This is a genomic window from Propionicimonas paludicola, assembly GCF_002563675.1.
Taxonomy (GTDB): Bacteria; Actinomycetota; Actinomycetes; order Propionibacteriales; family Propionibacteriaceae; genus Propionicimonas; species Propionicimonas paludicola.
In genome coordinates, this window is the sequence record NZ_PDJC01000001.1 from 2,611,310 (window position 1) to 2,636,375 (window position 25,066).

22 protein-coding genes, 1 pseudogene and 1 riboswitch are annotated in these 25,066 nt (G+C 70.8%); of the genes and pseudogenes, 17 read left to right on the forward strand and 6 right to left on the reverse strand.

What is annotated here, in order from left to right:
* Positions 1 to 98: 98 nt before the first annotated feature.
* Entirely contained in the window at positions 99 to 854 is a 756-nt protein-coding gene (cobF, locus tag ATK74_RS12170; RefSeq protein WP_098461287.1) for a precorrin-6A synthase (deacetylating), read from the forward strand.
* On the opposite strand, the gene ATK74_RS12175 is transcribed toward cobF, so the two are convergent.
* Both ATK74_RS12175 and ATK74_RS12180 read right to left on the reverse strand, forming a co-directional pair.
* Complete coding sequence (locus ATK74_RS12175; protein WP_098461288.1) at positions 833 to 1,576, reverse strand: cobalt-precorrin-6A reductase; 744 nt, start codon at positions 1,574 to 1,576, stop codon at positions 833 to 835. The two genes, cobF and ATK74_RS12175, sit on opposite strands and share 22 nt — an antisense overlap.
* A 28-nt stretch (positions 1,577 to 1,604) precedes the next feature.
* Positions 1,605 to 2,576: a cobalamin biosynthesis protein gene (locus ATK74_RS12180; RefSeq protein ID WP_098462252.1), complete on the reverse strand. Its 972-nt coding sequence runs from the start codon at positions 2,574 to 2,576 to the stop codon at positions 1,605 to 1,607.
* A 44-nt stretch (positions 2,577 to 2,620) separates the two neighbouring features.
* A riboswitch (cobalamin riboswitch) is annotated at positions 2,621 to 2,752 on the forward strand.
* A gap of 26 nt (positions 2,753 to 2,778) precedes the next feature.
* Here ATK74_RS12180 and cobI point away from each other — a divergent pair.
* The 14 genes and pseudogenes from cobI to ATK74_RS15640 all read left to right on the forward strand — a co-directional run bounded on the left by cobI (position 2,779) and on the right by ATK74_RS15640 (position 17,785).
* Complete coding sequence (gene cobI, locus ATK74_RS12185; protein WP_098461289.1) at positions 2,779 to 3,540, forward strand: precorrin-2 C(20)-methyltransferase; 762 nt, start codon at positions 2,779 to 2,781, stop codon at positions 3,538 to 3,540.
* A complete protein-coding gene (gene cobM / locus ATK74_RS12190; protein ID WP_098461290.1) occupies positions 3,537 to 4,349 on the forward strand; it encodes a precorrin-4 C(11)-methyltransferase in 813 nt (270 codons plus the stop codon). Before cobI ends, cobM begins: the two co-directional genes overlap by 4 nt.
* Positions 4,346 to 6,769: a precorrin-3B C(17)-methyltransferase gene (gene cobJ / locus ATK74_RS12195; protein ID WP_098461291.1), complete on the forward strand. Its 2,424-nt coding sequence runs from the start codon at positions 4,346 to 4,348 to the stop codon at positions 6,767 to 6,769. The genes cobM and cobJ overlap by 4 nt, the downstream gene beginning before the upstream one ends.
* Entirely contained in the window at positions 6,766 to 8,040 is a 1,275-nt protein-coding gene (locus ATK74_RS12200; protein ID WP_098461292.1) for a CbiX/SirB N-terminal domain-containing protein, read from the forward strand. Before cobJ ends, ATK74_RS12200 begins: the two co-directional genes overlap by 4 nt.
* Positions 8,037 to 8,672, forward strand: coding sequence for a precorrin-8X methylmutase (locus tag ATK74_RS12205; protein WP_098461293.1), 636 nt, complete (start codon positions 8,037 to 8,039; stop codon positions 8,670 to 8,672). The genes ATK74_RS12200 and ATK74_RS12205 overlap by 4 nt, the downstream gene beginning before the upstream one ends.
* Positions 8,673 to 8,736: 64 nt before the next feature.
* Positions 8,737 to 9,489: a uroporphyrinogen-III C-methyltransferase gene (gene cobA, locus ATK74_RS12210; protein ID WP_098461294.1), complete on the forward strand. Its 753-nt coding sequence runs from the start codon at positions 8,737 to 8,739 to the stop codon at positions 9,487 to 9,489.
* Between the two features lie 92 nt (positions 9,490 to 9,581).
* Positions 9,582 to 10,817: a glutamyl-tRNA reductase gene (locus tag ATK74_RS12215; protein WP_169923842.1), complete on the forward strand. Its 1,236-nt coding sequence runs from the start codon at positions 9,582 to 9,584 to the stop codon at positions 10,815 to 10,817.
* The gene (gene hemE / locus ATK74_RS12220; protein WP_098461296.1) at positions 10,814 to 11,848 is read left to right on the forward strand and encodes a uroporphyrinogen decarboxylase; all 1,035 of its coding nucleotides are present in this window, start codon (positions 10,814 to 10,816) and stop codon (positions 11,846 to 11,848) included. The genes ATK74_RS12215 and hemE overlap by 4 nt, the downstream gene beginning before the upstream one ends.
* Before the next feature lies 1 nt (position 11,849).
* A complete protein-coding gene (locus tag ATK74_RS12225) occupies positions 11,850 to 13,031 on the forward strand; it encodes a TIGR04053 family radical SAM/SPASM domain-containing protein (protein ID WP_098461297.1) in 1,182 nt (393 codons plus the stop codon).
* The gene (hemG, locus tag ATK74_RS12230; RefSeq protein WP_245840917.1) at positions 13,028 to 14,476 is read left to right on the forward strand and encodes a protoporphyrinogen oxidase; all 1,449 of its coding nucleotides are present in this window, start codon (positions 13,028 to 13,030) and stop codon (positions 14,474 to 14,476) included. Before ATK74_RS12225 ends, hemG begins: the two co-directional genes overlap by 4 nt.
* Positions 14,473 to 15,129, forward strand: a complete 657-nt coding sequence (gene hemQ / locus ATK74_RS12235) for a hydrogen peroxide-dependent heme synthase (RefSeq protein ID WP_098461299.1) — start codon at positions 14,473 to 14,475, stop codon at positions 15,127 to 15,129. The genes hemG and hemQ overlap by 4 nt, the downstream gene beginning before the upstream one ends.
* Entirely contained in the window at positions 15,126 to 16,169 is a 1,044-nt protein-coding gene (locus tag ATK74_RS12240) for a ferrochelatase (protein ID WP_098461300.1), read from the forward strand. The genes hemQ and ATK74_RS12240 overlap by 4 nt, the downstream gene beginning before the upstream one ends.
* Positions 16,166 to 17,071 (forward strand): annotated as a pseudogene (gene hemC, locus ATK74_RS15515) (hydroxymethylbilane synthase); the annotation flags it as partial. The gene ATK74_RS12240 and the pseudogene hemC, both read left to right, overlap by 4 nt.
* 72 nt (positions 17,072 to 17,143) lie before the next feature.
* Entirely contained in the window at positions 17,144 to 17,785 is a 642-nt protein-coding gene (locus tag ATK74_RS15640; protein WP_281255398.1) for a uroporphyrinogen-III synthase, read from the forward strand.
* A gap of 76 nt (positions 17,786 to 17,861) precedes the next feature.
* Here ATK74_RS15640 and ATK74_RS15200 read toward each other — a convergent pair whose 3' ends face one another.
* The 4 genes from ATK74_RS15200 to ATK74_RS12265 all read right to left on the reverse strand — a co-directional run bounded on the left by ATK74_RS15200 (position 17,862) and on the right by ATK74_RS12265 (position 22,049).
* Positions 17,862 to 18,761 carry a hypothetical protein gene (locus tag ATK74_RS15200; RefSeq protein ID WP_143483663.1) on the reverse strand — a complete coding sequence of 300 codons (900 nt, stop codon included), beginning with the start codon at positions 18,759 to 18,761 and terminating at the stop codon, positions 17,862 to 17,864.
* A 2-nt stretch (positions 18,762 to 18,763) separates the two neighbouring features.
* The gene (locus ATK74_RS12255; RefSeq protein ID WP_098461302.1) at positions 18,764 to 19,771 is read right to left on the reverse strand and encodes a DGQHR domain-containing protein; all 1,008 of its coding nucleotides are present in this window, start codon (positions 19,769 to 19,771) and stop codon (positions 18,764 to 18,766) included.
* Between the two features lie 395 nt (positions 19,772 to 20,166).
* Complete coding sequence (locus ATK74_RS15210) at positions 20,167 to 20,451, reverse strand: hypothetical protein (protein ID WP_169923844.1); 285 nt, start codon at positions 20,449 to 20,451, stop codon at positions 20,167 to 20,169.
* Between the two features lie 248 nt (positions 20,452 to 20,699).
* Positions 20,700 to 22,049, reverse strand: coding sequence for an HNH endonuclease signature motif containing protein (locus ATK74_RS12265; protein ID WP_098461304.1), 1,350 nt, complete (start codon positions 22,047 to 22,049; stop codon positions 20,700 to 20,702).
* Between the two features lie 165 nt (positions 22,050 to 22,214).
* Between ATK74_RS12265 and hemB the strand changes: the two genes are divergently transcribed.
* Together hemB and hemL are read left to right on the forward strand one after the other, a co-directional pair.
* Positions 22,215 to 23,195 (forward strand): porphobilinogen synthase, encoded by a 981-nt coding sequence (gene hemB / locus ATK74_RS12270; RefSeq protein WP_098461305.1) that lies wholly within the window; start codon positions 22,215 to 22,217, stop codon positions 23,193 to 23,195.
* Positions 23,192 to 24,481 (forward strand): glutamate-1-semialdehyde 2,1-aminomutase, encoded by a 1,290-nt coding sequence (gene hemL, locus ATK74_RS12275; RefSeq protein WP_098461306.1) that lies wholly within the window; start codon positions 23,192 to 23,194, stop codon positions 24,479 to 24,481. Before hemB ends, hemL begins: the two co-directional genes overlap by 4 nt.
* The last annotated feature ends 585 nt before the right edge of the window (positions 24,482 to 25,066 follow it).

Genomic DNA, 25,066 nt, shown 5'->3' on the forward strand with positions numbered 1-25,066 from the left:
CGGTAGCGAAGCGACCCAACCGGTAGCGAAGCGGAGCGGACCGGACCGCGACGCCGTGACGAGTCGGACGATCTGGATCGGCGCGATAGCGTGACCCGATGCGTGAACTGCTGCTGATCGGGATCGGGGCCGGCGATCCGGACTGGATCACCCTGCAGGCCGTCGGCGCCATCCAGCGCCTCGACGTGCTGTTCGTGGTGGTCAAGAGCGACGAGTTGGACGATCTGGTTCAGGCCCGGCGCGCGGTGATCGCCCGACATCGCAGCGAGCCGCTGCGAGTCGTCGAGTTGGCCGACCCACCGCGTCCGTGGCGCAGCGCCCCCGACTACGACCAGGCGGTCGCTCGCTGGCGGGCCGAGCGACTGGCTCAGTGGAGCGACGCAGTCGCCGCCGCCCTCGGCGAGGGCGAAGTCGGCGGCTTCCTGGTCTGGGGCGACCCGGGCCTGTACGAGAGCACCCTGGCGATCTGCACCGAGCTGGTCGCGTCCGCCCCGAACCCGATCACCCTCGACGTGATCCCCGGCATCAGTAGCGCGTTCGCGCTGGCCGCTCGGCACCGGATCCCGCTGAACCGGCAGGGACGCGCGGTCCAACTCAGCCCGGCTCGGCTGCTGCGAACGGGGATGCCAGACGGCATCGACGACGTCGTGGTGATGCTCGACCAGCATCAGGTCTTCGCCAGCATCGACCCCACCGGCCTCGAGCTGTACTGGGGCGCCTACCTGGGCACCCCGGACGAGTTGCTGATCGCCGGCCCACTGGCCGAGGTCCGCGACGAGGTGCTTCGAGTCCGCACCGAGGCCATCGCCCGCAAGGGCTGGATGTTCGACACCTACCTGCTGCGCCGGGTCTGAGCCAGCCACTGCTGCGCTTCAGCCACGGACGCCACCGCGGCCACTCCGTCCGGTGCCGGCGGACGGCGCACCATCACCACGGCCACCCCGAGTTCGGCGGCAGCGTCCAGCTTGGCCGTGGTCGGCCCGCCGGAGTCCTTGGCCACCAGCACCTCGACCCGGTGCCCGGCGAACAGGGCGCGCTCCTCGGCCACCGAGAACGGGCCGCGCGCGGCAACCAGCTGCCAGTTGGTCGGCAACGCGACCGCGGGCGGCTCCACCACCCGGGCCACGATCGTGCGATCGGTCCAGTCGGCCAGCTCGGCCAGGCCCTGCCGGCCCACGGCCAGAAAGATCCGCCGGCCCCGTTCGCCGGCCGCGGTTCGGGCCGCGGCCAGGTCATCGACCCAGCACCAGCCGGACGCGTCCGGGCGCTCGGCCCAGCTGGGACGCTCCAACCGCAGCAGCGGGGTGGACGTCGCCGCACACGCCAGCGCCGCATGAGCGCTGATCCGGGCCGCGAACGGGTGAGTGGCATCGATCACGGACTCGATGAGGCGCTCGCGCAGGTAGTCGGCCAGGCCGTCCGCGCCGCCGAAGCCGCCGACCCGGACCTGCCCGGGCGGCAGGCGCACCGAGGCCAGCGCCCCGGCCAGCGAACTGACCACGTCGATCCCCTGGCCGACCAGGACATCGGCCAGGGCCCGGGCCTCGGCCGTGCCACCGAGCAGCAGGACGCTCACCGCAGTCGCCTCGACTCCGGACTGGCCGTCACCGGTGTCGCCTCACCTGCGGCAGCCGGCCTCGATGCACCAGCGCGGCCAATCCGGCGCTGACCAGCACCGATCCGGCCGAGACCGCCAGCGCCAGCCGGTTCGCCCGGACCAGATCGGACGGCGTGGGCGCCGACCCGTAGCCGAGCTCGCCGCGATCCTCCACGACGCCGTCGTAGCTGTTGCGTCCGCCGATCCGCACCCCGAGGGCTCCGGCGAAGCCGGCCTCGACCACCCCGCCGTTCGGGCTGGGGTGCGCCCCGGACTGCTCGACGATCGCCCGGACGGCCTGGCTCGGCTCCCCGCCGACCACCGGCGCGGCGACCACGGCCAGGGCTCCGGCCAGCCGGGCCGGCAGCCAGTTGGCCAGGTCGTCCAGCTTCGCGGCGGCCCAGCCGAAGTTGCCGTAGCGGTCGTTGCGGTAGCCGACCATGGCGTCCAGGGTGTTGATGGCCCGGTAGGCCAGCAGCCCCGGAATCCCGGCCACGGCCCCCCAGAACAGCGGGGCCACCACGGCGTCGGAGGTGTTCTCGGCCACCGATTCCAGGGCGGCCCGGGCCACCCCATCGGCGTCCAGTGCCTGCGTATCGCGGCTCACCAGATGGCTGACCTGCTCCCGGGCCGCAGGTAGATCATCGGCGGCCAGATGGGCGGCCACGGCCTCGGCCTCGCGGGCCAGCGAACGTCCGCCGAGCACCGTCCAGGTGGCCAGCGCGGTCATGCACACTCGTGCGAAAGGACGCCGCGCGCCGGAACTCAGCGCCACCCCCAGTCCGGTGACGGCACCGACCAGGACGACCTCGTTGAGCACCCCGTTGGTTCGCCGGTCGGCATAGCTCACTCGCTCATAAGCCGTAGCCACACGGCCAAAGCCAGCGACCGGATGGCCGCGCTGCGGATCGCCGAACGCCTGATCGGCCAGCCAGCCGAGCATCAGTCCGGCGGCCGTCAGGACACCCGTCCGCGCCATGCCCACTCCCTCGCCGCTGGTAAATCCGGTGCCGCCGAGTGTGCCAGACTGAGCCCCGCAGCGATCAGCGCAGGAACTCCGGTGAGCCCCTAGTGGGCGAGTCCGGGGCGGTCCCGCCACTGTGACCGGAAGCGATTCCGGGAGCCAGGAACTCGCCTCGCTGCCGAGCAACACATCGGGCGCGGAAACCTGAGGAGGCTCCATGGCGGCAACGCCTGCTCCCCCGACGCCTACCCTGGTCGGGGTAGGCGTGGGTCCTGGCGACCCGGAACTCATCACCGTGAAGGCGGTCGCCGTCCTGCAGCGGGCGGACGTGATCCTGGTGCCGGCCACCGAAGCCAGCGCGGACGCAGCTGGACGCGCCGAGCAGATCGTCCTGGCCGCCTGCCCTGAAGCCGCGACCAAGCTGCGCCGAATCCCGTTCAGCATGGCCCAGCGGCGTGGCGTCGGCCGCGCGCGCACCGAATCCTGGCAGGCCTCCGCCCAGGCGGCGGTCGATGCCTTCTCCGCGGGGGCGACCACGGTCGCCTTCGCCACCGTCGGCGATCCGAGCGTCTACTCGACGTTCTCCTACCTCGCCGCCCAAGTACAGGCAGTGATGCCCGGCGTTGACGTGTCGGTCGTGCCGGGCATCACTGCCATGCAAGCTCTCGCCGCGGCCAGCCGGACGCCGCTGGTCGAGGGTACCGAGTCGCTCACTCTGGTGCCGGCCACGGCCGGCCTGGAGACCGTCCGCGAGGCGCTAGCCCACTCCGACACCGTGGTCGCCTACAAGGGCGGACGCCAGCTGGCCGAGCTGCGCGCCGTGGTGGCCGCGTCCGGCCGGGACGGCGTCCTCGGGGTGAACCTCGGCCGTGCGGACCAGACAGTCACCCCGCTGGCCGAGGTGACCGAAGCCAGCGCGCCCTACTTCTCCACGGTCCAGATCGTCGGAGCCCGGGACGGCATCGGCGGTCGGCTGTGAGCGCCGCCACCCCCGCCGGCGAGGTGGTCTTCGTCGGGGCCGGGCCGGGCGCGTCCGACCTGATCACCGTCCGCGGGGCCGCGGTGATCGCCGCGGCCGACATCGTGATCTGGGCGTCCAGCCTTGTCGATGCTGGAATCGTGGCCAACCTCAAGCCCGGTGCGCTGCTGGTCGACTCGGCTAGCGCCTCGCTGGAGGAGATCACTCCGCTGTACGAACGGGCCCGCGACGAGGGCCTGCTGGTGGCCCGGGTGCACACCGGCGATCCGAGCATCTACGGCGCCACGGCCGAGCAGCGCCGGGTCTGCGACCAGCTCGGTATCGCCCACCGGACGATCCCCGGAGTCTCGGCGTTCTCGGCGGCCGCCGCGGTCGCCGACGCCGAGATCACCGTCCCGGAGGTATCCCAGAGCTTGATCCTGACCCGGCTGGAGGGTGGCCGGACCCCGATGCCGGACCGGGAGACCGTCCGCGGCTTCGCGGCCCACGGCGCCACCATGGCGCTGTACCTGTCCGCAGCCCGCAACAAGGTGCTCCAGGCCGAACTGATGGCCGGCGGCTACCCGGCCGACACCCCCTGCATCGTCGGCTACCGGGTCAGCTGGCCCGACCAGCTGCTGCTGCGCTGCCGGCTGGACGAGCTGTCGGCGACCATGCGCGAACACAAGCTGTGGAAGCACACCGTGGTGCTGGTTGGCCCGGCCCTGGCCGAGACCTCGACCACCCGCAGCCACCTGTATCACCCCGGCTTCCGGCACGAGTTCCGGGCCGCGGACGGCAGCGAACTCATCACCAAGGAGCCTCAGTGATCACCGTCCACGGCCTGCTCGGCACTCCCGACGACCGGCTGCGGGCCGCTGCGTCCGGCGCCGACTGGGTGGTGGCCGGCACCCGGCAGCTGGACGCTCTGGCCGTGCCGGCCGAGCGCCGGATCGTCCTGGGCGCGCTGAGCACGGCCGTTGCCGAAGTTGTCGCCCTTCCGGCCGAGGCGGACGTCCTGGTGGTGGCCAGCGGCGACCCGGGCTACTTCGGGGTGCTGCGCGCACTGCGCCGCCACGGGCTGCGCCCGCAGGTAGTGCCTGCCGTGTCCTCGATCGCGTCCGCATTCGCCGCCGTGGGCCTGCCCTGGGACGACGCCGCCGTGGTCAGCGTGCACGGCCGTCCGCTGGAGCCGGCCCTACGGCTGGCCCGGGACTGCGCCAAGGTGGCGGTGTTCACCTCGGCCGAGCACGGCATCCGCGAGTTGGCCGCCGGACTGAGCGATCTCGAGCGCCACTGGGTGCTGGCCGAGCGGCTCGGTGAACCGGACCAGCGGGTGCGGCTGCTGGACAGCGCACAGGCCCGCCAGGTCGAGCCGGTCGAGCCGAATGTGGTGCTGATCCTGGACCGGCCGCCGGCTGCGGCCGACCCGGCGTGGGCCGGCGTGATCGCCGAGCCGAGCCTCGCAGACTCCGCAGCGGACGCCGCCACGTCCGCTGCGGCTCATCCGTCCGAGCCGGTGATCGGCCAGGTCACCTCCGGGTTGGCCAGTCAGGCCCGGGCCGATCGGGTGGACGCCATCCTGGGCGTCACCACCCGGCGCTACACCTCCGGCGCCGTGGCCGGGCTGCCGCAGGCCTGGGCCGAATGCGACCTGGTGATATCTCACCTGGCTCTGGGCGCCACCACCCGGCTGATCGCGCCCCTGCTCCAGTCGAAGCTCACCGACCCGGGCGTGGTGGTCCTGGACGAAGCCGGACGCTTCGCCATCCCGCTGGTCGGCGGGCACACCGGCGGCGCCAACGACCTGGCCCGCCGGCTGGCCGACGGCCTGGACGCCACCGCCGTGCTGACCACTGCCACCGACGCGGTCGGCCTGCCCGGCCTGGACACCCTCGGCTGGCCGTGGTCGGGGGCCGTCGCCGAGGTGACCCGGGCCATTCTCGACGAGCGTCCGGTGCGGCTGGTCCGCAGCCAGCCGTGGCTGCTGCCCGCGTTGCCCCCGAACGTCACCGTGCAGACCGGCGAGGCGGCCGATGCGCCAACCCCCAACGACGCGGACGTGGCCGGGCTGATCCTGGTCACCGACCGGCTCACCGAGCCGTCCGCGCTGCCGACCGTAGTGCTGAACCCGCCCAGCCTGGTCGCCGGGCTGGGCTGCAATGCCGGCACCGAGTCGTCCGCGCTGCGGGCACTGCTCACCGAGAGCCTCACCGAGGCTGGCCTGGCCCTGACCTCGGTTGCCGCGCTGACAACGGTCGATGCGAAAGCCGACGAGCCGGGCCTGGTCGCCTTGGCCGCCGAACTCGGCGTCCCGCTGGTGGCCTATCCGGCCCCGACCCTGGCCGCTCAGGACGTCCCGAACCCCAGCGAGGCACCGCTGCGGGCGGTGGGCACCCCCAGCGTGGCCGAGGCGTCCGTGCTCGCCCACGGGGCGATGTTGATCGTCGAGAAGCAGCGGACGCCGCAGGCCACCTGCGCCATCGGACGGCTCCCGGCCCGCGGCAAGCTGACCGTGGTCGGGCTCGGCCCGGGCTCCCGGGATTTGACCACTCCACGAGCCCAGGCCGCCATCCGGGAGGCCTCGGTGGTGGTCGGCTACCGGCCCTATGTGGCCCAGGTGAAGGACCTGCTGGCCCCCGGCGTGCGGATCGCGTCCACCCCGATGGGCAAGGAGGCCGAGCGGACCGCCACGGCCATCGAACTGGCCCGGCAGGGCAACAAGGTGGCCCTGGTCTGCTCCGGCGACCCGGCCATCTACGCCATGGCCTCGCCCACCCTCGAGCAGGGCACCGACGGGATCGACGTGGAGATCGTCCCCGGGGTGACCGCCAGCCTGGCCGCGTCCGCGATTCTGGGCGCGCCGCTGGGCCACGACCACGCCACCATCTCGCTGTCGGATCTGCACACCGACTGGGACACCATCCTTCGGCGGCTGCGGGCCGCCGCCGAGGCCGACCTGGTCACCGTGCTGTACAACCCGCGGAGTCGGACCCGGCTGCATCACCTGCCCGATGCCGTGGCCATCTTCGCCGCGCGCCGGCCGGGGACCACGCCGATCGCCGTGGTCGAAGAGGCCGACCGGCCCGACCAACGAGTCACTTTGTCGACAATCGCCGAGTTCGACCCGTCCGTGGTGAACATGAACTCCCTAGTGGTGATCGGATCCTCGACCACCCGCTACCTGCCCACCGGCGTCGGTGGCACCGCCATGGTGACCCCGCGCGACTACCACTGGATGAACCGATGAGCCACCCGAACCTGCCGCCCACCCCCTCCGCGCCCGCCGCGGCCACCCCGCCACTGGTCATCGCCGGCCACGGCACCCGGGTGGCCGCCGGTGCGGCCGCTGCCGAGGAGTTGGTGGCCCGGGTCCGGGAGTTGTTGCCGGACGTTCAGGTCGAGGCAGGCTTCGTCGAACTCACCGAGCCCACCATCGACGCCGCGCTGGCTCCGCTGCTGGCTCGGGCCGGACGGGCCGTGGTGGTGCCGCTGATGATCGGCAGCGGCGGCCACGTCCGCGACGACATCCCCGAGGCGATCGCCGCGGCCCAGGCCACCCAGCCGGACGCCGCCGTGGCCCACACCCGGCACCTGGGCTCGCCGAAGGCGTTGCTGGCCGCAGTTCGGCAGCGGATCGACGCAGCCCGCGGCGACTGGGCGGCCGCCGACACCGACGTGATTCTGGTCGGACGCGGCTGCAGCATCGCAGAGACCAATGCCGACCACGTCCGGCTCATCCGGTTGCTGTTCGAGGCCGGCGGCTATCGGCAGGTGGCCGCGGCGTTCATCCAGGTGGCCCGGCCGTCGCTGCCCGAGGCGCTGGCCCAGGCCGCAGCTGCCGGCAGCCGGCGGATCGTGGTGATGCCGCACTTCCTGTTCACCGGACGGCTCGACCAGTGGACTCAGCAGCAGACCGCCGAGTTCGTGGCCGCCCATCCCGAGGTCGAGGTGCGAGTGGCCGGAGTGATCGGCGCCTGCACCGAGCTGGCCGAGGTGGTCGTCCAGCGCTACCGGGAGGGCGTGCTGAAGCTGCGCGCCGAGGCCGGTTCGTCGGCCTACCTGAGCGGACTGCTGCTGGCCGGACGCCGGGTGGTCGCGGTCGGCGGCGGCTGCGTGAACCGGCGCCGGGTGCCCAAGCTGCTGGCCGCCGGCGCCGAGGTGACCGTGGTGGCCCCCGAGTTGCATCCCGCCCTAGCCACGCTGGCCGAGGCCGGGAAGATCGGCTGGCGCGAGCGCACCTTCCTGGACTCCGACCTGGACGGCGCCTGGTACGTCCTGGCCGCCACCGACGACCCGGAGACCAATGCGCAGGTGGCTGCGGCCGCCGAGGCCCGGCACACCTTCTGCGTCCGCGCCGACCGGGCCGACCAGGGCTCGGCCTGGACCCCGGCCACGGCCACCATCGACGGCCTGTCGGTGGCCGTCCTGGCCGGCGGCGATCCGCGCCGCTCCCGCACCGTCCGCGACCAGCTGGTGGCGCTGTGGGGCGAGGCATCGAGCGAGGTGAGCGGCTCATGACCTACCTCAAGGACGGGGCCGAGATCTATCGGCAGTCGTTCGCCATCATCGAGGCCGAGACCGACCTGGCCCGGGTGCCTGCCGGGCTGCGGGCCGCCGCCATCCGGATGGTGCACGCGTCCGGTCAGCCCGACCTGGTCGAAGATCTGGCCTGGTCGGACGGCTTCGCGGACGCCGCCGCCTCCGCCCTGCGGGCCGGCGCCCCGATCCTGTGCGATTCGAAGATGGTGGCCAGCGGCGTGATCCGGTCCCGACTGCCCCGGGACAACCAGGTGGTCTGCATGCTGGGCGATCCGCGGCTGGACGCCCTGGCCGCCGAGCTGGGCACCACCAAGACTGCTGCGGCCGTCGAGCTGTGGTGTCCGCTGCTGCCTGGTGCCGTGGTGGCCATCGGCAACGCCCCGACCGCGCTGTTCCACCTGCTCGAGCTCGTGGCCGACGAGCCGGCCCTGGCCCCGGCCGCCGTGCTCGGCATCCCGGTGGGCTTCGTGGGCGCGGCCGAGTCCAAGCACGCGCTGGCCACCAACAAGCTCGGCCTGGAGTACCTCATCGTCCATGGACGCCGCGGCGGCAGTGCCGTCACCGTGGCCGCCCTGAACGCCCTGTGCGGCCCGGACGGACGCACCGGCTGAGCCGCCCGCGGCCCCCACCCACCTCCCATCCGACCCGCTTCCGCCATAGCGAAAGGAACCCTTCATGAACGTCCGCCCTGCTCCGACCGGGGAAGTGATCCTGGTCGGCGGCGGCCCCGGCGACCCCGACCTGCTCACCGTCGGCGGCCTGCGCGCCCTGCAGCGCGCGGACGTCGTGCTCTACGACCACCTGGCCCCACTGGCCTGCCTGGACGAGACCAAGCCGGACGCCACCCTGATCGACGTCGGCAAGCTGCCCGGCGGTCGGCACACGGACCAGGCTGAGATCAACCGGCTGCTCATCGAGCACGCCGCCACCGGGGCCAGCGTCGTCCGGTTCAAGGGCGGCGACCCGTTCGTGCTGGGCCGCGGCAGCGAGGAGTGGCTGGCCTGCGCCGAAGCCGGGATCCCGGTACGCGTGATCCCCGGGGTCTCCTCGGCCATCGCCGGCCCCGAGCTGGCCGGCATCCCGCTCACCCATCGCGGCCTCACCCAGGGGTTCACCGTGGTCTCCGGCCACGTCGGCCCCACCCACCCGTCCAGCACCGTGAACTGGGAGGTGGTGGCCCAGACCGCCGGCACCATCGTGATCCTGATGGGGGTCCGGCACCTGGCCGACATCTGCGCGGCGCTGACTTCGCACGGCCTGGACGCCCAGACGCCGGCCGCCGTGGTGGCCCAGGCCACCACCCCCGATCAGCAGGTGGTCCGCGGCACCGTGGACACTCTGCCCGCCCTGGCCGCCGCGGCCGGCATCCAGCCGCCGGCGCTCACCGTGATCGGCTCGGTGGTCGGGCTCGACCTGCTCCACAAGTGACCGGACGGCCCCCGTCGCCGGCCTGCCAGCGGACGCCCACAGCCCCCACCCCGGTTCGGGCCAACGCTGGCTCAGCGATTACCATGCTGAACGTGCCTGTGACCAGCGTCGGCGTGAACCACAACCTGGTAGCCCTGGACGAGCTGGCCAGGTTGAGCGTCGCTTCCGAACAGATCCTGGCCCGACTTGATCGGGCCGACGTCCCCGGACGCATCCTGCTCAACACCTGCAACCGCTTCGAGCTCTACGTAGAAACACCTACCTTCCACGGCGGCCTCGAACTGGTGCTCGCCGCGGTCCGGGATGCGCTGGCTCCCGCCGATCAACACCTGGTCGATCAGTTCGAGGTGTACGCCGCGGACGCCGCCGTCCAGCACCTGCTCGAAGTGGCCAGCGGCCTGGACTCGATGGTGGTCGGCGAGGCCGAGATCATCGGTCAGGTCCGGGGCGCCCTGACGACGGCCGGCCCCCGGGCCAGCGCGGCCCTGCACCGGCTCTTCGATGCGGCTCTGACCACGGCAAAGGCGGTCGCCAGCGAGAGTGGGCTGGGTGAAGCCGGACGCTCCCTGGCCCAAGTCGGCCTGGACCTGGTCGAGGCCCGGCACTTCCCCCTGGCCGGCCGCCGGGTGCTGCTGATCGGCACCGGCAGCTACGCCCGGGTGGTCACCGCTGCACTGCTGCGCCGCGGCTGCACCGACCTGTCGGTCTACTCCCCCAGTGGCCGGGCCGAGCAGTTCGCCACCAGCCACGACGTCCGTCCGGTGACCGAGGCCGAGCTGGACGCGGCTCTGGCCGCCACCGAGCTGGTGATCACCTGCAGCGGTGGGCAACACCGCGGCGAGCCGGTCCTGGGCACCTTCCAACTGGCCGCCACCCGGGCCGGGGCGCCACTGCTGCCGGTACTGGATCTGTCCTTGTCCGGTGACGTTGCCGCGGACGCCGACAAGCTGGCCAATGTCGACCTCATCGATCTGGACGAGGTGGGCGCCGCCGCCCCGGCCGCTCAGACCGCCGCCGTGCTGCGGGCTCGCGACCTGGTCAACCGCGGCGTGGAGACCTACCTGCATCTGGAGCAGGGACGCCAGGCCACCCCGGCGGTCACCGCGATCAGAGCACATGTCACCCAGTTCATCGAGCGGGAGATCGAGTCGGCCAACCGCCGCTACGACGCCGAGACCGCGGCCGCCGTGGCCCACTCGCTGCGCCGGGTGTCGAACGCCCTACTGCACACTCCCTCGCTGCGCGCGGCCGAACTGGCCCGCACCGGCGGACTCGACGACTACTCCCACGCCCTGCACACCCTCTTCGGAATCGAGATCCCACGATGAGCCAGCCCACCTCTCCGTTGCTGGCCGCCTACCGAGGCCAGCCGGTCACCCGGCGTCCGGTGTGGTTCATGCGCCAGGCCGGCCGCTCGCTGCCGGAGTACCGGGCGCTGCGCGAAGGCACGTCCATGCTGGAGGCCTGCCTGACTCCGGAGCTGGCCGCCGAGATCACCGTCCAGCCGGTTCGACGGCACGACGTGGACGCCGGCATCTTCTTCTCCGACATCGTGGTGCCGCTGCGGCTGGCCGGGATCGGCGTCGAGATCGTCCCGGGCGTCGGCCCGGTGCTGGATTCGCCGATTCGCAGTGCGGCCGACGTGGCCGCCCTCCCCGAACTCGACCCGGACGCCCTGGCGCCGGTCCGGGCCGGGGTTGCCGGTGCCGTGGCCGAACTCGGCGCCACTCCGCTGATCGGCTTCGCGGGCGCCCCGTTCACCCTGGCCTCCTACCTGATCGAGGGCCGGCCCAACCGCGACCTGCCCGCGACCAAAGCCCTGTTGGCCGAGGACCCGGAGACCTTCAACCGGCTGCTGGGATGGGTGGCCGGGATCACGGCCACCTTCCTGCGCGCCCAGGTCGAGGCCGGGGCCGTCGCCCTGCAGCTGTTCGACTCCTGGGTGGGTCGGCTGTCCCCGGCCGAGTATCGCATCAACGTCCAGCCGCATTCGGCCGCGGTGTTCGCGGCCATCGCCGACCTAGGCGTCCCCCGAGTGCACTTCGGCACGGCCACCGCGAACCTGCTGCCCGACCTGCTGGCCGCCGGAGCCGACGTGATCGGAGTGGCCTCCGATCTGGGCCTTGACCAGGCCAATCAGCTGCTCGGCGGGGCCGTCCCGCTGCAGGGGAACCTGGACCCGGCCCTCCTCAGCGGCGACTGGGCCACCCTCGAGGCGGCCACCCGTGACGTCGTGGCCCGCGGTGCGGCCGCACCGGGACATGTCTTCAACCTGGGTCACGGCGTCCCGCCGGACACCAACCCGGACGTCCTCACCCGGCTCGTCGAGCTGGTCCACTCGATCCCTCCGGAGCACTGATATGCATCCCGCCAGCACTGGACACCCCGGCCACGCCCAGCCCGGACACCCGGGCGCCGGCCACCCGGGCGCCGGACGTCCCTCGCACGGCATCGGCTCGGTGAAGCCGGACGGCTGGGCCTACCAGCGCGCTCCGATGATCATCTACTGGGAGCTGACCAATGCCTGCGGGCTGGCCTGCCGGCACTGCCGGGCCACGGCCATGCCGGACGCGGCCCCCGGTGAGCTGACCACGTCCGAGGCCATCGCGCTGCTCGACGACATCCTCGGTTTCGCCGGTCCGGACGAGGCCCTGCCCCATGTGGTGATGACCGGCGGCGACCCGCTGCGCCGGGCCGACCTGCCCGAGCTCGTGGCCGCGGCCACCGCCCGCGGGATCGGGGTCTCCCTGGCCCCGGCGGTCACCCCGCTGCTCACCCGGGAGCGGATGTTCTGGATGAAGGAGATCGGCATCCAGGCCATCTCGCTGTCCCTGGACGGCTCCACGGCCGCCTACCACGACGGCGTCCGGATGGTGCCGGGCACCTTCGACGCCACCCTCACCGCGCTGGACGATGCCGCCGACGCCGGCCTGTCGGTGCAGGTGAACACCCTGGTCACCGCCAACACCGCGGCCGACCTGCCGGCGGTCTACGAGCTGCTCAGCCAGCACACCTTGATGCAGTGGAGCCTGTTCTTCCTGATCTCGATCGGACGCGGCACCGAGCTGACCGAGCTCAGCCCCGGCGAGGCCGAGCGATGGCTGCTGTGGGCCGCGGGGATCAACCGCGAGGCGCCGTTCCGGGTGAAGACCACCGAGGCCATGCACTACCGCCGCCTGGTGGCCCAGCCGCTGCTGCGCGCCGGCAAGAGCAAGGAGGACCTCGAGGCGCATCCGATGTCGCGGGCCTTCGGGATCCGGGACGGCAACGGCATCGTCTTCATCTCCAACCTGGGCGAGGTCACCCCGTCCGGCTTCCTGCCGATCAGCGTGGGCAACGTCAAGCAGCGCTCGCTGGTCGAGCTGTACCGCGACGATCCGCTGATGCGCGCGCTGCGCGACCCGTCCCAGTTCAAGGGACGCTGCGGGGTCTGCGAGTTCCAGGATTGGTGCGGCGGCTCCCGGGCCCGCGCCTACGCCTGGACCGGTGATCCGCTGGAGTCCGACCCGCTGTGCCCCTATCAGCCCAAGGCCGGCAAGTGAAGCTGCTGGTCGTCGGTGGCGGGATCGCCGGGCTGGCCGCAGCCTGGGAGGCCATCGCTCGGCCCGGCACCGAAGTGGTGCTGGTCGAGGCCGATGACCGGCTCGGCGGCAAGCTGCACACGGAGAGCGTCGACGGCTTCCTGATCGAGCACGGCCCGGATTCGTTCGTCAGCTACCGTCCGGCGGCCGCCCAGCTGGCCCGCGAGGTCGGCCTGGGCGATGAGCTGATCGGGACTTCCGGAACCCGCCAGGTCTACCTGCGCTCGCGGGACAAGCTGCGTCCGATCCCGGCCGGGATGGGCATGGTGCTGCCGACCCGGCTGCTGCCGTTCGCCACCACCGGCATCCTCTCGGTGGGCGCCAAGCTGCGCGCCGGGCTCGATCTGGTCTTGCCGCGCCAACTGGGCACCGACGACGTGGCCATCGGCGCCTTCCTGCGCCGCCGGCTCGGTGGCGGCATCGTCACCGGCTTCGCCGACCCCATGGTCGGCGGCATCTACGGAGCCAGCGTGGACGAGCTGAGCCTGGACGCCGTGCTGCCCAGCCTGCGCTCGGACGAGGCGGCCCACCGCAGCCTGATCCTGGCCTCGCTGGCTTCGGGCCGTAAGGCCCGCGCGGCCCGCCGGGCCTCGGGTGCCCGCGGACCGGGCTCCCCCTTCCAGACCCTGCGTGGCGGCCTGGGCACCCTGGTGGACTCCGTCGCCGACCGGCTCACCGCGGCCGGAGCTGAGGTGCGCACCGGCGTCTCGGTGCGCTCGCTGACCCGAACCGAGGGCGGCGGAGCGCACGCCGAACTGAGCGACGGAACCGTGATCGAGGCCGACGCCGTGGTGCTGGCCGGCGGCGTCCGCAGCAGCGCCGAACTACTGGCCGAGGTCGCCCCGTCCGCCGCGGCAGCACTGGCCGACGTGCCGCTGGCTACCTCGAATGTGATCAACCTCGGCTACCGGGCGTCCGCCTTCCCGGCCCCGGTGACCACCCACGGCTGGCTGGAAGCACAGGCCGCCCCGATCAGCGGAGTAACGGTCAGCTCGGCCAAGTGGGCCGGACGCGCCGGGGGCGATCAGGTGCTGATCCGCGCATTCGTCCCCGAACGCCTCGGCCCGATCGCCACCGCCGACACCGACGAACTGCTGGCCACGGTGATCGCGCACGTGGGCACCGTGCTGGGCGCCACCGGGGCTCCGTTCCTGACCCGGCTCACCCGCTGGACCTCGGTGATGCCGAAGTACACCGTCGGCCACCTGGACCGGATCGCCACGGCCGAAGCCGCCTTGGCCGAACTGCCCAGCTGGCGGATCGCCGGGTCGGCACTGCGCGGCGTCGGGGTGCCCGATTGCATTGCCGACGGACGCCGCCAGGCCGCCGCCGCCCTAGACGCCGCCACCACCCCCGAAGCCACCCCTGCACGCGAAACCGCCGCCAGAGTTAGGGTCGATTCATGACTGATGCGATCAGCTACACCTGCTATGCCGTCTTCACCCGCCGCGGCCCGGCCCCGGTGGACGTGGCCGCCGACGTCACCGAACTGATCGGCGAGCTAGCCGAGGGCGGGGTGACCACCCGCGGCCTCTACGACGTCCACGGGATGCCGGCGAAGGCCGACCTGCTGGTCTGGCTGCACGGCGATTCGGCCGAGCGGCTCCAGGAGGCGCAACGCCGCTTCCAGCGCGAGGCGCTGGGTGGGGCCGTCGAGCTGACCTGGTCCGGCTTCGGGGTGCACCGGCAGGCCGAGTTCAGCCGCAGCCATCGTCCGGCCTTCCTGCGCGGTGTCGAGCCGAAGACTTGGCTGACCGTCTATCCGTTCGTCCGCTCGTATGAGTGGTATCTGCTGCCCGAGGACGAGCGTCGCGCCTTGTTGGCCGAGCATGGCGAGCAGGGACGGGAGTTCCCGCAGGTGCTCAGCAACACGGTGGCCGCCTTCGCGCTGGGCGACTACGAGTGGCTGCTGGCCCTGGAGGCCGACGAGCTGGTCGACCTGACCGACCTGATGCGCCACCTGCGCGGCTCCGGCGCGCGCCGGCACGTCCGGCTGGAGGTGCCGTTCTTCACCGGACACCGGATCGCGCCGTCCGACCTGCCCCGAGTCTTGCGATGACCGACGCCGTCCTGCTGCTCGGCTTCGGCGGCCCGGAGGGCGTCGACGAGGTGGTGCCGTTCCTGGAGCGGGTCACCACCGGACGCGGGATTCCGCCCGAGCGGCTGGTCGAGGTGGGACAGCACTACTTCACCCTCGGCGGGGTGAGCCCGTTGAACGCTCAGAACCGTGCGCTGCGGACGGCGCTGGCCGAGGCGCTCGCCGCTCAGGGCTCGCCGATCGAGGTGGCCCTGGCCAACCGGAACTCGCCTCCCTTCGTGCCGGACGTGCTGGCCGAACTCGCTGCGACCGGACACCGCGAGCTGCTGGCCGTGGCCACGGCGGCCTACTCCGGCTACTCCAGCTGTCGGCAGTACCGGGAGGATCTGGGGACGGCGCTCGCTGCGTCCGACCTCGGCCTGGCCGTGCGCAAGCTGTCCCCCTTCTACGACCTGCCCGAGTTCGCCGGCACCATCGCCGCGCTGCTGCTGGAGGCGTTGCCCCGTGACATGTCACTGGACGATCCGGGCACCCAGTTGGTCTTCACCACCCACTCCGTGCCGACCTCGGCGGCCCGGGCGTCCGGCCCGTCCGGGGACGCGTACGTGAGCCAGCACCGCTGGGTGGCCGAGCAGGTGGTGGGCCATTTGGCCGAGGCCATCGGCGTCACCAAGCCGTGGGAGCTGGTCTTCCAGTCGCGCAGCGGCCCGCCGACCATGCCCTGGCTGGAGCCGGACGTGAACGACGCGCTGCGGGCCTACGCCGCCGAGGGCGCCACGGCCGTGGTGCTGGTGCCGATCGGCTTCCTGTCCGATCACATGGAGGTGATCTGGGACCTGGACACCCAGGCCCGCGATACCGCCGCTGAGCTGGGCGTTCGCCTGGTCCGGACGCCGACCGTGGGCACCGATCCGCGCTTCGTGGCAGCTTTGGCCCGGCGGATCGCCGCCGAGCTGGCCGCGCCGTCCCCCGAGCCTGAGGCCGGCGACTTCTGCTCCGGCGGCTGCTGCGCGAACCCGCGCCGGGAGCTGCCGACCGTGCCCGGGACGGGACGAGCCTGATGAAGCTGAGGCTGGCCACCCGCGGTTCGAAGCTGGCCTGGGCGCAGTCCGGGATGGTCGCCGACCTGCTGCGGACGCACGGGCATGAGGTCGAGTTGGTCCGGGTCACCACGCACGGCGATGTGACCACGGCACCCCTGGCCAGCCTGGGCGGAGCCGGGGTGTTCGTCGGTGCCGTGCGGGCGGCCGTGCTGGCCGGTGAGGCCGACCTGGCCGTCCATTCGTTCAAGGATCTGCCGACCGAGCCGAACGACGACTTCGTGCTCGCCGCGGTGCCCGAGCGCGAGGATCTGGCCGATGCGCTGTGCGCACGCGACAGGCTGAGTCTGGCCGCGTTGCCGGCCGGAGCGCGGGTGGGGACGGGTTCGCCGCGGCGGGCTGCACAGCTGCTGTTGCGGCGGCCGGATCTGGAGCCGGTGGCGATCCGCGGCAACGTGGAGACCCGGCTTTCCCGGGTGGGGGCCGACCTGGACGCTGTGCTGCTGGCTGCGGCCGGACTGCGCCGGCTCGGCTTGGCTGCGGCCATCACCGAGCGCCTGGATCCGTCGGAGTTCTTGCCGGCCCCGGCCCAGGGTGCGCTGGCGCTGGAGTGCCGCGCCGATGCGTCCGACGAGCTGCGGGCTGCGCTGGCCGAGGTGGACGACCCGGCTTCCCGGCTGGCGGCGCTGGCCGAGCGCGCCGTGCTGCTCCGGCTGCAGGCCGGCTGTGCGGCCCCGGTCGCCGCGCATGCCACGGTTGCCGATGGTCGGCTGGAGTTGGTGGCCACGGTCACCGCCGTGGACGGCACCGCCCAGCTCACCGAACACGTCTCCGGAGCATCGAGCTCAGCCGAGGAGTTGGGACGCCAGGTGGCCGACCAGCTGCTCGCCGCCGGCGCCGCCGACCTCGTCGATCTGTCCGCTGACAAGCCCAAGCCCCTGGCCGGCCGGACCATCCTGGTCCCCGAGCGGGCTCCCTCCGGCACTGCAGCCACCCTGACCGCCGCCGGCGCCGATGTGATCCTGGCCGCCTTCACCGAGCAGCAGCCGCTGCCTCTGGACGAGTTGCGTGCCGCCCTGGCCGAAGACTGGGACTGGCTCGTGCTCAGCTCCGCCAAGGCCGTCCCCGCCCTGGTCGAGGCGCTCGCCGGACGCCCCCTCACCGCTCAGGTTGCCGCCGTCGGCCCAGCCACCGCCGCTGCGCTTTCCGAAGTAGGCCTCACGCCCACCCTCGTCGCCCAGCCCGCGAACGGCGCCGCCCTGGTCGCCGCCTTCCCCGCCGGACCCGGCCGCATCCTCATTCCCGGCGCCGCCGACCACTCCGTCGAGCCCACCGCAGGTCTTGTTGCCAAGGGCTGGGACGTCCACAACCTCGCCGTCTACCGGACGATCAGCCTTCCGCTGCCCGAGTCGGTCGTCTCCCGCTGGCAAGCCGGCACCATCGACGCCTTCATCGTCACCGCCGGCTCCGTCGCCCGGTCTGCCGTCGCCTCCGCCGGCCTCCCCGGCCCGAAAGTCGTCGCCCTCGGCCCTTCGGCCGCCAGAGTGTCTACAGAACTCGGCCTCACCGTCGCCGCGACCGCGACCCGCCCCCTCGCCGCCGCTATCGCTGATTCGGTCCTAGTCGCCCTCGCCTGATCACCCAGCCCGACTGCCGGTCAGAAAGCCCACACAGCCCGAAACGAGTTGTGTTGCTAGTTCAAGTGAAGCGCCGTCAGATCCACTCCTGTAGGAGGGGACCGACTGGTGCGCCGTCAAGAGCGACGGCCTCCGCTCGCTGCCGCTTCGGTCGTCGATCCGGTCGCACCGCGCGCGCCAAGTAGTCTGAGTAGAGGTCCCGTTGCCAGGAGAGCGTGGCAAGAAGCAGGACTTCGATCCGATGTTCGCCGCGACGGTGTTGCAGAGTGGATAGCGACTGCTCAAGCGCCGCAACGTCGGAGACTCGACCGATTTCGGACGTCCACATCTTCATCGGCTTTGAAGCAATATCAAGCGAGTAGTTGATCGCATTGCGAAAGGCACTCACGTGCTGCGGGTGGCTAATGAGCGTTCTCAGTGTGCTGATGATATTCGTAGAGGTCAGATCCAGACCTCCAAGCGTGAGCAGATCTGCCAGCACCAGGTCCAACTCCCTCCAAGCGGCTTTGTGGCTTCCGCCTTGGCCTTGAGGTTTGCAGATCAGCGTGGAGGTGTTGACGCTTGGGCCTTGCACTACACGAAGGTCATATAGACCTTGTGGCAACACGCCACCGCGACCAAGCGTTCGATGGCCAACACCAACGCCGTAGAGTAGCGCCCGACAGGAGAAGAATGCGGCATAGTAGCCCGTTACGGCGGTCCATTCGGGGTTGATTGGCGAGAAGACCGAATGCAAATAGGTCCGCGTCTGCGTTATTGCGATACTATATGCGGCTTCCCAATCCGCCAGCCACGCCGCTTCGAGATACTCCGATGGGATCTCAATCTCAAAACGGGAAGGTCCGGCAAGTTTGGCTTGAGTTCGATACGCGTCCACCATGGAGGCAAGGTCCACTGTGGGCTGCAATGCGGATACACCAACAACTAGGCGGTTACGCGCGCGAAGCTCAGCCGCCGCCACCGACGCTGTCAACACGATCAGAGCATGTCTGAGGTGACTGCTGCTGTCGGAATCAACGCAGCGCGCATGTCGGCCACCAGTTTGGCCTTGCTGGGACGGTTGCTGCCGATGTAGTTGTCGAAGGCTAGACGCGCTAAGGGGCGCATGATCTCGGTGAGATCGTCAGGCTTCAGTGAATGCCGCTGATCTAGCGACATCGTCACGACATCGTCAAATACCTCGAAAAACGCTTGAAGGATCGTCGACTTATTCAAGTGATTGTTCATGGCTCCGCTGGCCGTAACGATCCGGTCAGCAGCGATTAGGAAGTTGATCACCAAGCTCACTTGAAGCTCCGATGAGCCGATGTTTGCAAGAGGGCCGGCCTCGAATCGCTTCTTAACGGCGGAATTGAATGTGACCCTCGAGATGAAACCAGATCGCGTTGCCGAGGCCGACATCTTTCCATAAAGCGGTGACCGGCGATCCCTCGCAACCTCATCGAACAAATGCCGAAGTTGCGACTCAAGATCCGTCTCATTTCCGGCGAGATGCTTGATGTCAAGGAGCAGTGCGGGTGGCACGCCCTTCTGGTTCGTATTAATGTCGATAAATAGTTGGACCTCGTCTTGCGGGGAGAGGTTGTCGTAGATCGCCACAACGAAATCATAATCCGACTGGGTATAGGCCATGCTAAAGAGGCGATGCTGTCCATCGAGGACAAGGAAGTTGGATCCGTTGTTCTGCCAGGTGAGGGTCGAGTCTGCGAAGTGGAGCCCAGCGTTCCGCTGAGCACTCAGAATGATGTTGGTCGGGATCGATGAACCTCTGTCGAGGTACCTTGCGATGTCCCGGGCTCGGGCCGTGCTCAGCGCCCTGTTGAAGCCGCCGTGTTCATTGTCTGTGCGGCGGGAAACGAAGCAACTGTCAAGCAGGGCCTTGCCTGGCACGATCGCCGAGTAAAACTGATAGTCATTCTGCTGAACCACAGTTGCGGGCACTGACAGTTCGGCTGTTGACACTGGGATCAGTCCTGATTGCGTCATGCGTTCGCGTCCTCTGAATCGGGCCCAACGGCGTCAAGCCGATGTAGGGCAACCCTACTTGAGGCAGGCTTGCCTTTGGTTCTGCTTGATCAACTGGCGAGGCTTGCCCACCCCGGCCGATCTAGGCGGGCTGACTGGCAACTAGCGAGGTTCGACAGGGCGGTCGGGCCGCTGGCCCACCAGGGGGTGATGTGGTGGGCTTCGCAGCGGGCGGCGGGGGGCGTCGCAGCCGGGGAACACACAGCCACGATCACGCACCACCAGAGCAGTCCGGATCGCCGGGGCGATCAGGGGTTCGGCGCGTCCGACATCGAGCGACCTTGCAGCAGCTCCCTCTCAACCGAGGCGGATCGGCACGCATGGGCCCACGCGTTCAGCCCGGGCGGCGAAGCTGTTCAGCGGAGACAAGACTTCGCTGCTGCTACTGACGGGTCAGCGGCGCTGATCTTCGCCGTGGTGGATGAGCCCGGACCCCAGTCGCTGAACTGCTGCGCGACGCCGTCGATCGCCATGATGAGACCGCCACCGGGCTCGAGAGAGTTGGAGGCCCAGACTCCGACCTGGTCTTCGACGCCAGTGGCCGAGAACTTCATGGCTATGAAGTACACCTTCGAGAAGTCAGGCGACTTGATCGCCTTGGCCGAGACGAACGTCATTCCCTCGCCAGTAGTGCCCTTCATGATCCCGTTCATGGCGAGGTTCGTGGCTTCGAGGCACTCCGCGCCCGCACTCGGCATCGATGAGGCCTGCCCGCCGGCGCACGCTGCTAGCGGCATGAGTCCAGCCACGATGACTGCAACTGCGACTGATCTGCGCATGATGATCTCCCCCTGAAGGTCGCCTCAACTCACGCTACCGAGCGAAAGAGCCCGCGGTGGCGAAACAACCAAGCATCGCAAGCAGAGCACCGCCTCCCTCTGCTCCCAGGTCAGGCAGCTGGGGGCGGGCCCGTGGCCGGGGTGGGCGGTGAGTCGGCTGTGTGTCTCGTATGGCGGGAGTGCCGAACGGGCTTCTGGTTGGGGTCGATCCGGGCTGGTGGGGTGAACTCGGGGAGGCCGTCGGGGGCGATCCGCAACTGCCATTGGTCGCGGAGGGGGCCGTGGGCGGGTTCGACCAGCGGGTGATGGGTGTGACACAGGAGTGCGAGGTTGGAAAGGGAGGTTCGTCCGCCGGCCCACCAAGGAATGATGTGATGCGCTTCGCAGCGGGAGGCGGGAGCGTCGCAGCCAGGGAACACACAGCCACGATCACGCACCAGGAGAGCAGTCCGAATCGCCGGGGTCACCAGGCGCTCGGCGCGCCCGACGTCCAACACTTCAGAGTGGGAGCCGAGGACGACCGGAATCAGTTCGGCGTCGCAGCAGATCCGACGCAACTCACCCGCAGGCAACTGCTGCCCAGCTCCAACCAGCCCCACTCCAGCCGCACCAGCCAACAGCTGGGCATAGTCCAGCTGCACCAGCACCCGTCCGCCCCACGACTCTTTGCCCTTGCCACCGGCCTGAATCAGCGCAATCAGCGCATCAGCTCGCCGCTGATCGGCGGTCGGCAGCTCAGCGAGCCGATCGCGGCGCTCCAGCAGCGTCCGCCGAGTCTGCTCGGCCATGGCGTCCAGCTGCGCGATCCAGGCCTCGGCCGCGAGCCGGGGCAGCGAACCATCAAACCGGACCGATGCACCCTCGAAGAAGAACCGCAACGACCGCTGCCGGTGCGCCGCCTCCGCCTCACGCTGCAACCGAGCCTCCATGGTCTCGGCAGCCGTGGCCGGCGCGACCGCAGCCAGCACCTTGCCGGCCGACCGGGTCAGCTGATCCGCATCCATCTGACCAGCCCAGCCCACCAACAACTCCTCAGCCTGCGCGGCCTGCTCACCACTCAACTGAGGCGCCAGACCGTCCAGCAGCCCAGTGATCGCCCGCACCTGACCGGTACCGAGCCGCCCGGCCACCGCAGCCTCACCCACCACCGGATGCGAACCCAACGAGCGGGCCTGCCGCACCGCACCGGCCGCCTCCCGACGAGAGACCGTCTCGCCCATCCCGATCCAGGAACCCAACCCCGTCCCGGCAGCCCGCTCCGCAGCATGGGCACGTTCCGCCTCGGCGGTCACCACCGACGCCAACGCGTCCACCCGGCTCCGCACCCGCCGAGCCAACCGCACCAAAGCCAGCCGATCAGCCGGATCCATGCGATGCTCCCGCGGCGCCACCCGATCCAGCAGCGCGTCAACCTCGGCCAACACCTGGCTGGCCGGAAGGAGGCTGCTGCTCGTCGTCATAGCTAGATTTCACCACCCGCCACTGACACTTTTTCGCACGCCTGTTCGATTACAGGCCCTCAGAGAGCCGGACCCCGCGCACGTCCCCTGACCCCGAATCGCCACCCTCCACCCCATGGGCGAGAATGGGAACTCCGCCACTAGCGTCCACGCAGGAGCACGAGCATGAACCCACCGGTCCGGCGTCCCCGTCGGCTGCGTACCAATCCGGCGATCCGCAGGCTGGTCGCGCAGACCCGTCCGCAGCCGGCCCAACTGCTGCTGCCGGTCTTCGTGGCGGACGGACTGGCCGAGCCGAAGCCGATCGGCTCGCTGCCCGGGGTCGTCCAGCACAGTCTTGACTCGGTGCGTGCCGAGGCCGTCCGCGCGGTCGAGGCCGGGCTGGGCGGACTGGTCCTGTTCGGCGTCCCGGACGACGCCGACAAGGACCCCGCAGGCAGCTGTGGCTACGCCGAAGACGGCATCCTGAACCGCGCCCTGGCAGCCGTCCGCGCAGAGGTGGGCGATGACCTGGTGATCGTCGCCGACACCTGCCTGGACGAGTTCACCGACCACGGCCACTGCGGCGTGCTCACCCCCGGCGGCTCCGTCGACAACGACGCCACCGTCGAGCTGTACGTCCGCCAAGCGATCGCCCAAGCCGAAGCCGGAGCCCACTTCGTCTCCCCCTCGGGAATGATGGACGGCCAGGTCGCCGCCATCCGCGCCGGCCTGGACGCCGCCGGCCACCTCGAGACCGGCATCCTGGCCTACGCGGCCAAGTACGCCTCCGCCTTCTACGGACCCTTCCGCGAGGCGGTCGGCTCGTCCCTGGTCGGCGACCGGCGGGCCTACCAGCAGGATCCGGCCAACCGCCGCGAGGGCGTCCTCGAAGCCGCACTGGACGAGGCCGAAGGCGCCGACATCGTCATGGTGAAGCCGGCCGGCTACTACCTGGACGTCCTGGCCGACGTCGCCGCCGCCGTGGACGTCCCGGTGGCCGCCTACCAAGTCTCCGGCGAGTACGCCATGATCGCGGCCGCGGCCGAACGCGGCTGGATCGACCGCCGCACGGCCTTGGTCGAGTCGACCACGGCGATCGTGAGAGCCGGGGCCGACATCGTGCTCACCTACGCCGCGCTCGAGCTGGCCGGGTGGCTGCGATGACCACGAACAATGAGGCTTTCGACCGCGCCCGCGCGGTGATTCCGGGCGGGGTCTCGTCCCCGGTGCGGGCCTTCGGCTCGGTCGGCGGCACCCCGGTCTTCGTGTCCCGCGCCGAGGGTTCCCGGGTCTGGGACGTGGCCGGACGCGAGTACCTCGACCTGGTCGGCTCCTGGGGCCCGGCCATCCTGGGTCACGCGCACCCGCAGGTGGTGGCCGCGGTCCGGCATGCCGCCGGGCGCGGACTGTCCTTCGGCGCCCCGACCGTGGCCGAGGCCGAGCTGGCCGAACTGGTCCGCGAGCGCGTCCCGCTGGCCGAGAAGGTGCGCTTCGTCTCCACCGGCACCGAGGCCTGCATGACCGCGATCCGGCTGGCCCGCGGCGCCACCGGACGCGACCTGATCGTGAAGTTCGCCGGCTGCTACCACGGCCACTCGGACGCCCTGCTGGCCGCCGCCGGCTCGGGCCTGGCAACGGCCGGCCTGCCCGGATCGGCCGGGGTCCCGGCCGCCGCAACCGCACAGACCCTGGTGGTCCCCTACAACGATCCGGACGCGATCCGCGAAGTCTTCGCGGCCCGCGGCGCCGAGATCGCCGCAGTGATCACCGAGCCGGCCGCCGCGAACATGGGCGTGGTGGCACCAGCCCCGGGCTTCAACGCGCTGCTCCGCGAACTGACCTCGGCCCACGGCGCCCTGCTGATCTACGACGAGGTGCTGACCGGCTTCCGGGTTTCGGCGGCCGGCTGGTGGGGCCTCGAGCAGGGCGCGATCACCCCGGACCTGTTCACCTTCGGCAAGGTCATCGGCGGCGGCATGCCGCTGGCCGCCCTGGGCGGACGCCCCGAGCTGCTCGACCTGCTGGCCCCGCTCGGCCCGGTCTACCAGGCCGGCACCCTGTCCGGGAACCCGCTGGCCACCGCGGCCGGGATCGCCACCTTGAAGCTGGCCGACGCCGAGGTCTACGCCCGGGTGGACGCGGTGGCGTCCGCGCTCTCGACGGCCGTGGACGACGCCCTGACCCAGGCCGGCGTCCCGCACGTGATCTCGCGGGCAGGCTCGCTGTTCTCGATCTTCTGGGGCGTGGACGCACCGGTGACCAACTACGCGCAGGCCCAGACCCAGGACGCAGGTGCCTACCGGCGCTTCTTCCACGCCATGCTCGACGCCGGGGTGGCCCTGCCGCCTTCTGCCTACGAGGCCTGGTTCTGTTCGGCCGCCCACTCCGACGCCGACCTCGACCAGCTCATCGCCGCCCTGCCCGCCGCCGCCCGCGCCGCCGCCGGATAAGCGGGGACGGTGTCGTTGCCCGTGCCAGATGACAGCAACGGGGGGCCGTTCAGCACGGTGAGACCCCTTCGTCGCTTGGCGCCACCATGGGCCGGAACAGCCAGGTGTCGTCGTTCGTGGTGCCGCTGCAGAGCTGCCAGGAGAGCACCTCGGATCGCGGCCAAATCCTTGCCTGAGTCAGACTCTCGTCCAGCACAAGGAAGTCATCGCGTCCTCGAACCAGGTATCCAGGCCGAGATCCCTCTTCCGTGGTAACGAGGTAAAGCGCGGAGAAGGTGGGGGGCGAGATTAGGAGCGAAACAAGGTAGAGGCTAGCTGCAGACCAAACCGCCGCTAACCTCGCCAGATCCGCAGGAAGTTTCAGCTGGCCTTCGCGGTCCTGTATCTCTTGGACGAGAGCCTCACGTTCGTTCTCGTTCAGTCGCGCAGAGTCTCTGGCACGCCTCGAGAGACCTCGGATCTGGCCGTCGCCGTGGTAACGAGACCTTCGCCCCCATTCAGCGAGGTCAATCACTCTTGTGGTTCCTCGGCCACGTGATCGGCGAAGATCGGCATACCGAACAAGCAGATAGCAAGCAACACCGC